This window comes from Streptococcus mitis (assembly GCF_001074635.1).
Lineage (GTDB): Bacteria > Bacillota > Bacilli > Lactobacillales > Streptococcaceae > Streptococcus > Streptococcus mitis_E.
On record NZ_JUQO01000189.1, the window covers coordinates 1 to 7,398 of the forward strand.

Annotated in this window: 9 protein-coding genes and 1 pseudogene; 9 read left to right on the forward strand and 1 reads right to left on the reverse strand. The window is 37.8% G+C overall.

All coding sequences use genetic code 11. The features are described 5' to 3' along the window. The 5 genes from ADI58_RS07630 to ADI58_RS07650 form a co-directional block, all read left to right on the forward strand. Nucleotides 1-954: CPBP family intramembrane glutamic endopeptidase (locus ADI58_RS07630; RefSeq protein ID WP_049522073.1), on the forward strand; the 954-nt coding region annotated here is incomplete at its 5' end. A gap of 76 nt (nt 955-1,030) precedes the next feature. Next, the gene (uvrB, locus tag ADI58_RS07635) at nt 1,031-3,019 is read left to right on the forward strand and encodes an excinuclease ABC subunit UvrB (protein WP_049522074.1); all 1,989 of its coding nucleotides are present in this window, start codon (nt 1,031-1,033) and stop codon (nt 3,017-3,019) included. Nucleotides 3,020-3,028: 9 nt separating this feature from the next. Beyond that, nucleotides 3,029-3,655 (forward strand): NAD(P)H-dependent oxidoreductase, encoded by a 627-nt coding sequence (locus tag ADI58_RS07640; protein WP_049522075.1) that lies wholly within the window; start codon nt 3,029-3,031, stop codon nt 3,653-3,655. A gap of 14 nt (nt 3,656-3,669) precedes the next feature. Beyond that, complete coding sequence (locus tag ADI58_RS07645) at nt 3,670-4,158, forward strand: GNAT family N-acetyltransferase (RefSeq protein ID WP_049522076.1); 489 nt, start codon at nt 3,670-3,672, stop codon at nt 4,156-4,158. A 72-nt stretch (nt 4,159-4,230) separates the two neighbouring features. Further along, nucleotides 4,231-4,698, forward strand: a complete 468-nt coding sequence (locus ADI58_RS07650) for an 8-oxo-dGTP diphosphatase (protein WP_049522077.1) — start codon at nt 4,231-4,233, stop codon at nt 4,696-4,698. On the opposite strand, the pseudogene ADI58_RS11190 reads toward ADI58_RS07650, so the two are convergent. After that, a pseudogene (locus ADI58_RS11190) lies at nt 4,695-4,772 on the reverse strand (DNA-binding transcriptional regulator); the annotation flags it as partial. The gene ADI58_RS07650 and the pseudogene ADI58_RS11190 overlap by 4 nt on opposite strands. Nucleotides 4,773-4,906: 134 nt before the next feature. Here ADI58_RS11190 and ADI58_RS07655 point away from each other — a divergent pair. The 4 genes from ADI58_RS07655 to ADI58_RS07670 form a co-directional block, all read left to right on the forward strand. Continuing rightward, nucleotides 4,907-5,881 carry a LacI family DNA-binding transcriptional regulator gene (locus ADI58_RS07655; RefSeq protein ID WP_049522078.1) on the forward strand — a complete coding sequence of 325 codons (975 nt, stop codon included), beginning with the start codon at nt 4,907-4,909 and terminating at the stop codon, nt 5,879-5,881. Next, entirely contained in the window at nt 5,881-6,792 is a 912-nt protein-coding gene (rbsK, locus tag ADI58_RS07660) for a ribokinase (RefSeq protein ID WP_049522079.1), read from the forward strand. Before ADI58_RS07655 ends, rbsK begins: the two co-directional genes overlap by 1 nt. Further along, on the forward strand, nt 6,767-7,165 hold the full coding sequence (gene rbsD, locus ADI58_RS07665) for a D-ribose pyranase (protein ID WP_000759835.1): 399 nt from the start codon (nt 6,767-6,769) through the stop codon (nt 7,163-7,165). The genes rbsK and rbsD overlap by 26 nt, the downstream gene beginning before the upstream one ends. A 13-nt stretch (nt 7,166-7,178) precedes the next feature. Next, nucleotides 7,179-7,398 (forward strand): ATP-binding cassette domain-containing protein (locus ADI58_RS07670; RefSeq protein ID WP_049522080.1); only part of this gene is annotated, 220 nt, incomplete at its 3' end.

The following is a 7,398-nucleotide window of genomic DNA, read 5'->3' on the forward strand; positions in this document are numbered from 1 at the left end:
ATGAAGAACAAAAGAATTTTTAAAGACTTCCAAGCTTCTCAAATGCGGTTAAACATTTACACAAGCCCCTTGTTAGCCTTTGCTTTTGTCTTCATAGGAGAGTTTGTGGCTTTTACTTTATATGGTATTAGTTTGTTAGCTCTTATCGGACTTGCTAGAAATTTTGGAGAGACTGGTCAAGCTTTTGCTACCTACTTGCAGACCTTGCAGCAGAGCTTGATGGATAAAACAAGTGACTTTCATTTAATTTTAGATTTACTGGCCTTTGGTTTTATACTCAACACTGTGTTCAGATGGACTAAAAAAGTTGAGAAAAGACCTATTCGAACTTTAGGATTTTATAGAGAAAATTTCCTCAGCAGTCTTCTGAAAGGATTTGGCTTAGGTTTGGCACTTTTTCTTCTGACCTTGTTAGGTTTAGTAGCATTAGGGCAATATCGTTTGGAGTCTATTTACTTGAATCCTTATTCGCTTACCTTTGTTGTCTTTACTATCCCATTTTGGATTTTACAGGGGACAACAGAAGAAGTGGTGGCCCGTGCTTGGCTTCTTCCTCAATTGGCCTCAAGAACCAATCTAAAACTAGCTGTTCTTATATCTAGCCTGTTCTTTACCCTGCTTCATGCGGGAAATTCTGGTCTCACCCCTCTATCTCTAGTGAATCTCTTTTTATTCGGAGTTGCCATGTCACTTTACCTCCTCAAAACAGATACAGTTTGGGGTGTAGCAGGTATTCATGGCGCCTGGAATTTTGCTCAGGGCAATCTTTTTGGGATTTTAGTTAGCGGTCAGCCGTCTGGGACATCACTGATGACCTTTTTACCACAAGGTAATCAAGGCTGGTTATCAGGTGGATCTTTTGGGATAGAAGGATCTATCATGACAAGTCTGGTCTTGCTACTGCTGATTGTCTATCTCGCTTATCTATTGAAGAAAGAAAATGAAAGGATGTGACTTCGGTCCGTCCTTTTCTTCGTGAAAATGCTACAAGTATGCTAAAATAGGAATAGCACACGGAGAGAGGATTCTTATGATTAATCGCATTACTGACAATCAATTTAAACTAGTATCAAAATATCAACCATCAGGAGATCAACCCCAAGCTATCGAGCAGTTGGTTGATAATATCGAGGGGGGCGAAAAAGCACAGATTTTGATGGGGGCGACTGGTACAGGGAAGACCTATACCATGAGTCAGGTCATTTCTAAAGTTAATAAACCAACACTGGTCATCGCTCACAATAAGACTCTGGCAGGACAGCTCTATGGGGAGTTTAAGGAATTTTTCCCTGAAAATGCCGTTGAGTACTTTGTGTCTTACTATGATTATTACCAACCTGAGGCCTATGTCCCTTCTAGTGATACCTATATTGAAAAGGATAGCTCTGTCAATGATGAGATTGACAAGCTCCGCCACTCAGCTACCTCAGCCCTTTTGGAGCGTAATGATGTTATTGTCGTGGCCTCAGTCTCTTGTATCTATGGTCTGGGTTCGCCCAAGGAATACGCTGATAGTGTCGTTAGTCTCCGTCCAGGTCTTGAAATTTCCCGTGATAAACTCTTGAATGACTTGGTGGATATCCAGTTTGAGCGAAATGATATTGATTTCCAACGGGGAAGATTTCGTGTGCGTGGGGATGTAGTGGAGATTTTCCCAGCATCTCGTGATGAACACGCCTTTCGAGTAGAATTTTTTGGAGACGAAATTGACCGCATCCGTGAGGTTGAAGCTTTGACTGGTCAAGTCCTTGGAGAAGTAGATCATCTGGCGATTTTTCCTGCCACCCACTTTGTGACCAATGACGACCATATGGAAGTTGCTATTTCCAAGATTCAGGCGGAGTTGGAAGAGCAGTTAGCAGTCTTTGAGGAGGAAGGTAAATTACTGGAAGCACAGCGCTTGAAACAGCGGACAGAGTATGATATCGAAATGCTGCGTGAGATGGGCTATACCAATGGGGTTGAGAACTATTCACGTCACATGGATGGACGGAGCGAAGGTGAACCTCCTTATACGCTTCTCGACTTCTTCCCAGATGATTTCTTGATCATGATTGATGAGAGTCACATGACCATGGGGCAAATCAAGGGCATGTACAATGGAGACCGTTCGCGTAAAGAAATGCTGGTTAATTATGGTTTCCGTCTACCGTCTGCTCTGGACAATCGTCCTCTCCGTCGGGAGGAGTTTGAGAGTCACGTTCATCAGATTGTTTACGTTTCAGCGACACCAGGTGACTATGAAAACGAGCAGACTGAGACAGTGATTGAGCAAATCATTCGTCCGACAGGACTCTTGGATCCTGAGGTGGAAGTCCGTCCGACTATGGGACAGATTGATGACCTCTTAGGTGAAATTAATGCCCGTGTTGAAAAGAATGAACGAACCTTTATCACCACCTTGACCAAGAAAATGGCAGAGGACTTGACCGACTACTTTAAGGAAATGGGTATCAAGGTCAAGTACATGCACTCGGATATTAAGACCTTGGAACGGACAGAGATTATTCGTGACCTGCGCTTGGGTGTCTTTGATGTCTTGGTCGGAATCAACCTCCTTCGTGAAGGAATTGACGTTCCTGAAGTGAGCCTCGTAGCTATTCTCGATGCTGACAAGGAAGGTTTCCTTCGTAATGAACGTGGCCTTATCCAGACCATTGGTCGTGCTGCACGTAACAGTGAAGGTCATGTCATCATGTATGCGGACACCGTTACCCAGTCTATGCAACGTGCTATCGATGAAACTGCCCGCCGTCGGAAAATCCAGATGGCCTATAATGAAGAACACGGTATTGTACCACAGACAATCAAGAAAGAAATCCGTGATCTGATTGCTGTGACCAAGGCAGTTGCTAAGGAAGAAGACAAGGAAGTCGACATCAATAGCCTCAACAAACAAGAGCGCAAAGAACTCGTCAAGAAACTAGAGAAACAAATGCAAGAAGCCGTCGAGGTGCTTGACTTTGAACTGGCAGCTCAGATCCGGGATATGATGTTGGAAGTCAAGGCGTTGGATTAGGGGAATTTTATGAATATTTTAGTTATTAATGGACATCCTGATAAAGAAAGCTACTGCCAAGCAATTTTTCAAACGATTGTAGAAAACATAGACTCAAATAGACATGAATTTGAAATGATTAATCTTAATGCAGAAGAGTTTGATCCTGTTTTACGTTATGGTTACCGACAAAGGATGGAGGACGATCCGTTTATTCTACGCTCTCAATCATTAATCCAGTGGGCAGATCATTTAATTTTTGTTTATCCTATTTGGTGGAGTAGTATGCCTAGTCTATTGAAGGGGTGGATTGATCGTGTTTTTACGCCAGGCATTGCATACTCTGCAAATAATCGAGGAAGCTTTATTTTGAACTACTTGAGAGGGAAACAGTTCAAAAAGTTACTAAAAGGAAAAACAGCTAGTATCTATGCAACTTCTATGGCACCAACTTGGTGGTACAAAGTATTTTCAGGTCCGATTAACATTCCAGACAGTTATGGAATATCAGTATTAAAGAATGCTATATTGAATCACTGTGGCATAAAAACAAAGAGGGTTTCAATCTTAGGAGAGTTAGGCCGTGAAGTAAATACAAGTTCAACAAGACAAAAATTTCTACAAAAAGTAGCAAAGGAAGTCAAGGCGTTGGATTAAGGAGAAGAAAATAAATGACGGTTATTATCAAATCAATGGAAACTCCTGAAGAGATAGAAGGTAAATCCTTCGTTCACTGGCAAACGTGGAGAGAGGCTTATGATGACCTTTTGCCTGCAGAATTTCAGGAGACAATGACATTAGAAAGGTGTCTATTCTTTAGTAAAAAGTATCCAGAAAATACATTGATTGCGATGGATGGTATGAAGGTAGTTGGTTTTATAAGTTATGGCAACTTTCGTGATGAGACTATTCAAGCTGACGAAATTATTGCCTTATATGTTTTAAAAGACTATTATGGAAAAGGTATCGCACAAAAGTTAATGAAAGCAGCTTTGATTGCTCTTGATCATTTTTGTGAAATTTTCTTATGGGTATTGAAAGATAATAAGCGAGCCATTGCTTTCTATCAAAAAATGGGTTTTACTTTTGATGGACAAGAAAAGATACTTGAACTTGGAAAGCCTATGAAGGAAAAACGGATGGTATTCTATTCTAAATAATTCTAAAAAGTAAAAGCTAATATTTCTGGTACCAAGTCTGAAAATTTAATAAATTAGAAAGTGAGTCTATGTATGTCTCGAGCACAATTAACGATTTTAACAAATATTTGTCTGATTGAAGACCTCGAAACGCAGCGCGTGGTTATGCAATATCGCTCTCCTGAAAACAATCGTTGGTCTGGTTATGCCTTTCCAGGAGGCCATGTAGAAAATGGCGAGTCTTTCGCAGAGTCTGTGATTCGTGAAATCTACGAAGAAACAGGATTGACTATCCAAAATCCTCAACTTGTCGGCATTAAAAATTGGCCACTAGATACAGGTGGGCGCTATATTGTCATTTGTTATAAGGCGACTGAGTTCTCTGGTAGCCTTCGCTCTTCAGATGAAGGAGAAGTTTCTTGGGTGCAAAAAGACCAGATTCCAAACTTGGATCTGGCCTATGATATGTTACCTTTGATGGAGATGATGGAAGCTCTGGACAAATCTGAATTTTTCTACCCTCGCCGTACAGAAGACGATTGGGAAAAGAAAATTTTCTAGTCTTTTACTAAATAACCGAGCTGATCCAAAGCCTCCTCGATATAGTGGAGGTCTTGTTGTGTTTCGTATCTAATAGTAATAGGAGATTAGTAAAAACATGTGTACTCTGAAATAAATTTAAAATATTTCTAAAAAAGTATTGACAAAACAAAAGAAAACGCTTACTATATAAATAAGGGAACGGTTCCACAATAAAAAAGGAGGAGTGATGACTACAATAAAACAGGTTGCTGAAGAAGCTGGAGTATCAAAGTCAACAGTTTCAAGATATATTTCGAAAAAAGGCTATGTCGGAGATGATGCGAGAGAAAAGATAAAAAATGCTATCAAGAAATTAAATTACACACCAAATGTATTAGCACAATCTTTAAAAACTAAAAAAAATCAAATGGTAGGACTCTTATTGCCAGATATTTCTAATCCCTTCTTCCCAAGATTAGTTCGAGGAGCCGAATCATATTTGAAAGATAAAGGTTATAGGATTATGGTTGGTACTATTTCAGATCATGATTCGTTAGAAGAATATATAAACCTTTTGTTAAAAACAAATGCAGCTGGTATTATAACAACACTTGACTTTACAAAGGAATTTCCAAATCTAACATTACCTGTTGTTGTGGTTGACCGGATTAGTAAAGATACAGGTTACGGTGTCTTTTCTGATAATCAGTTGGGTGGACGTTTGGCTGCTAAAGCAATTTGGAATGCTGGCGCTAAGCAAGTTATGATTATTAAAGTTTTAGATGATAAAGCCGAGAATATCGCGGAACGCTTTGAAGCAAGTTTAAACTATTTGAGGAATAAAAATTTAGAAATTTGTATTGAAGAAAGTGAAACTTTTGACTTTGAAAAAATTCAAAAAGAAGCTAAAGAGAATCTAAAAAGAAATCCAAATATCGATAGTATTATAGCACCTTCTGATATTCATGCGATAGCTTATATTCATGAAATTTTAGCAATTGGTAAAAAAATTCCAGATGATATTCAAATCATTGGTTATGATGATATTGTACTTAGTCAATTCATTTACCCTTCTTTATCAACTATTCACCAATCATCATATAAAATGGGAGAACAGGCTGCAAAACTAATCTATAATATGGCAAATAAGTTCTCTATAGATGAAGCTAAAATTAAACTACCTGTTAGATACGTAGAAAGAAATACATTAAGGAGAAAGTAATGAGTAAAATTGTTGTTGTTGGAAGTATTTCAATGGACTTAGTTATGAGAACAAAAAGGATTCCAGAAGGAGGTGAAACGATTTTTGGGGATTCATTTAATATAGTTCCAGGTGGAAAAGGTGCAAATCAGGCTGTAGCTATTGGTAGATTATCCAGTGTAGAAGATAATATTTACATATTTGGGGACGTTGGGGAAGATATTTTTTCAGCAGATTTACTAAGCAATCTGCAAAATAATAATATTTCTATAGAACATGTGGGAACGGTACCACAATCTACAGGAGTTGCACAAATTACTTTATATGGAGGTGATAATAGGATTATTTATTATCCCGGAGCGAATAATTTAGTTAAAACAAATGATTGGAAAAATGAGTGGGAATTGATTAGTGATGCAAGTATTGTTGTATTACAAAATGAAATACCACATGAAGCCAACTTATCTATAGCTAAATTTTGTCAAGAAAATAAAGTTAAGGTGCTTTATAATCCTGCACCAGCTAGAGAAACAGACATAGAGATGATTCCTTTTTGTGATTTTATTACTCCTAATGAGCATGAATGTTCAGAGCTTTTTCCAGATAAGAAATTAGAAGAAATTATTAAAATTTATCCTAATAAAATGATTGTGACATTAGGAGTTGAAGGTTCTATTTATTATGATGGGACAGCAGTTCAGAAGATTCCTGCTATAAAAGCAGAAGTAGTTGATACTACAGGAGCAGGAGATACGTTTAATGGTGCTTTTGCTTATGCTATCTCAAAAGGAAAAGAGATGAATGTTGCATTGTCCTTTGCAACAATTGCTTCACATCTTTCTGTTCAAAGATTTGGAGCGCAAGGAGGCATGCCGAGTTTGAAAGAAGTAAAGGAGCATTCAGGATATGAAGAAATATGGGATTTTAAATAGTAATATAGCGAAACTAGCTGATGATTTAGGTCATATGGATTTGGTTTGTATCGGAGATTTAGGATTGCCAGTTCCAAAAGGTGTTGATAAAATTGATTTAGCATTAAGAAAAGGCAGTCCAAGTTTTTTAGAAGTTTTAAAAGAATATTCAGATCATGTACTTATTGAAAAAATTTTCTTAGCAGAAGAAATTAAGGAAAAAAACAAAGAACAGTGGCAAGCAGTTCTAGATCTTTTAGGATCGAATATAATTATTGAGTATATTAGTCATGAAGAATTGAAAGCTATGAATACTAAAGTTAAGGCAGTTATTCGCACTGGGGAAGATACACCATATTCGAATATAATCTTGCAATCAGGAGTTATTATTTAGAAGGGGGTTGCCTATGAAAATTGAAATGAAGAACATTTCAAAATCTTTTGGGAATAATCGTGTTTTAGAAAGTATTGATTTGGTTCTTAATTCAGGAGAAGTTCATGCTTTAATGGGAGAGAATGGTGCAGGCAAATCAACCTTAATGAATATTTTAACTGGACTTTTTCCAGCTACTTCAGGAACTATTTTTATTGATGGAAAAGAAAAAACATTTTCTAATCCTCAAGAGG